This window comes from Leisingera sp. F5 (assembly GCF_001593695.1).
In genome coordinates this window covers 1-2,589 of sequence record NZ_LUKH01000395.1, presented here as the reverse complement: position 1 = coordinate 2,589, position 2,589 = coordinate 1, and the positions used below count along the sequence as shown (strand labels likewise).

3 protein-coding genes are annotated in these 2,589 nt (G+C 63.8%); 1 reads left to right on the top strand and 2 read right to left on the bottom strand.

Features of this window, described 5'->3' with window-relative positions; genetic code table 11:
• Window positions 1–615 (bottom strand): CoA transferase (locus A2I95_RS30845; protein ID WP_291735969.1); only part of this gene is annotated, 615 nt, incomplete at its 3' end.
• Between the two features lie 107 nt (window positions 616–722).
• On the opposite strand from A2I95_RS30845, the gene A2I95_RS30840 reads away from it, so the two are divergent.
• Window positions 723–1,652, top strand: a complete 930-nt coding sequence (locus tag A2I95_RS30840) for a LysR family transcriptional regulator (protein ID WP_291735966.1) — start codon at window positions 723–725, stop codon at window positions 1,650–1,652.
• 101 nt (window positions 1,653–1,753) lie between these two features.
• On the opposite strand, the gene A2I95_RS30835 is transcribed toward A2I95_RS30840, so the two are convergent.
• The coding region (locus A2I95_RS30835) for a BCCT family transporter (protein WP_291735964.1) at window positions 1,754–2,589 on the bottom strand (836 nt) is incomplete at its 5' end.

The window sequence follows — 2,589 nt, the reverse complement described above, 5'->3', positions numbered from 1 at the left end:
GTTGTAGACCAGCCCTTCCAGCAGCGCCGCCGCCAGCGGCACCTCGATATGGTCGCCGCCATTGGCTTCGCGGGCGTTCAGGGCAAACAGCACCGACATGGCGCCAAAGCTGGCACCATAGGCCGAGGCCAGGGTCAGCGGCGAGAAAGACGGGTTGATGCCCATCAGGCGGCGGTTCAGGCCCATGTCGGTGAACTGGCCGGTGTAGGCCGCAATCACCGCCTCCCAAGCGGGCAGCTCGGCCAGTTCGGCGTCGGTGGAGGCAAAGCCCGGCATCGACAGATACACCAGCTGATCATTGGCGGCGCGTAGGGTATCCGGACCCAGCCCAAGGCGCTGCATCACCCCTGGGCGAAAGTTTTCGATCACCGCATCGGCGCGCTTGGCCAGCTCAATTGCGGTGGCGCGGCCTTCCTCCGACTTCAGGTCCAGCTCCAGCGTCTGCTTGCCCCGCGACAGCATGTCGAAGGCCGGGCCGTCAAAGCCGGTGCCGCCGGGCGGGGTGATGCGGATCACCTTGGCGCCCATGTCGGCCAGCATCATGCCGGTCAGGGGCCCGGCCAGGTAATGGCCGAAGTCGAGAACGCGAATGTGGGAAAGGGGGCGCTGCGGCATGGGGAGGTCTCGCCTGTTGTCGGTGCAAAGTTCAATCCGCAACAGATTATCTTCAGGCCCCGCAATATCCACTGGCCAAAAAAGCATGCGCTCCCTAACAATTTCCTATGGAACGCTCAATACGCCCCACTGCCGGATCGCTGAATTCCCTATTGGTGCTGGAAGTGGCGGTGCGCCATGCCAGCCTGTCCCGCGCCGCCGCGGAGCTGGGCCTCAGCCAGCCTGCGGTCTCGCGCCATATCTCCACTTTGGAGGAGCGCCTGCGGCAGCCGCTGTTCGAGCGCAACAACAACCGGATCGCCCCGACTGCCAATGCCACCCGGCTGGCCGATGCGGTGGCGCTGGGGCTGGGTCATGTGGATCAGGCCTGGAGCGAGGTTCTGGCTGCTCCGGACACGGATGAGGTGACGCTCGCCTGTACCTTTGGCTTTGCGGACCAGTGGCTGATGCCTCGTTTCTCTGCCTTGCGTGCTTATCTGGGCGGCGGCCGGGTGCGGGTCGTGACCACGGACCAGCTGGGCGACATTGACCTTAGCCGCCTGGATGCAGCAGTTGTCTGGGATCCGTCGCGGATGCCGGACCGGCCGTATTTTCCGCTAATCCCAGCAGAAACCTTTCCGATTTGCAGCCCCGGTTTTCTGGAAACCTACCCAGAAGCAGAGAACAGCATTGCACAACTCGCGCCGGATCTGTTTTTGCATTTTGACACCGGAACCTCCGGCTTTCTGACCTGGGAAGGCTGGTTTTCCCATGCAGGGCTGCAGGCGCCGCACTTCGGCACCGCCGCAGAATTCGACGCCTATCCGTTCCTGCTGCAGTCGGTACGGCGCGGTGAAGGCATCGGACTGGGCTGGGCGGGGATAGCCGATCAGGCCCTGGCAGCCGGCGAGGTGCTGCGGCTGGGGCCTGCGGTGTCGGACAGGCCGCACAGCTACTTTCTGCAGTACCGCGAAAGCGGCGGTAGCGCGCTGGAGCGGATGCTGAAGTGGTTCAAGCAGGAAGCCGCAGCCAGCCTGGAGCCAGCCAGCCCCAACTGAAAAGGGCCGGAGGGATCTCTCCCGCCGGCCCTGTTGCCGCCTGAATAGGCGGCTGATCTGTTTACCGGGCCGCTCTGGTACAAGCAGCCCGGAGGTGTTGCTTATTCAGCAGGTGCGCTTTCCCCAGCCTTTTCGCGCAGACCGTCACGGTACAGCGCCTTGGCCAGCGACACGCACATCAAGCCCATCACCATGGTGAAGGGCAGCGCGCCGATGATCATCGCGCTTTTCAGCGCCTCCATCGGATCGGCTCCGCCGTTCTGCTTGCCTGCGAACAGCAGGGTGCCGATCACAGCGGTCAGGATCAGGCCCCAAACGATCTTGTGCTTGTTGCCGATGTTCTGATCACCACCGGACATGATGGTGTTCATCACCAGAATGCCGGAGTCCGCCGAGGTAACCAGGAAGGTCATGATCAGCACAACACACATGATGGTGATGCCCGACAGCAGGCCGCCGTCGATCATGCTTTGCAAGGTCACAAACAGCTTGGCCGTGTTCGACGCGCCGATGATGGCGCCTTCTGCCGCACCGCTGAGTTCCAGGTCGATCGCGGTGCCGCCCAGGATAGCCATCCAGGCAAAGCAGACCATCGCCGGTGCAAACACGCAGCCGATGATGAATTCACGCACCGAACGGCCGCGGGAAATGCGTGCCAGGAACAGGCCGACGAAGGGCGAGAACGCAATCCACCAGGCCCAGTAGAACGTGGTCCAGGCTGACTGCCAGCCGAATTGGCGCTGCGGTTCACCCGCGGCATAGGCCGCCGACAGAACGTCGTCGGACAGGGCAGCCGCTTCGCCTTCCAGACCCGATTTGAAGCCGTCGAAGGAGCCCCAGGCATTGGTCGCACCGCCGCGCAGCGCATCCGCATACGGGGCAGCCTCTGCAGGCAGTGCCGCCGCAAAATCAGCCGCAGGCTGCGGGGTGTAGGGAC

Coding starts and splice junctions, on each gene's coding strand:
- A2I95_RS30840 (WP_291735966.1), top strand. CDS start 723: ATGGAACGCTCAATACGCCCCACTGCCGGATCGCTGAATTCCCTATTG.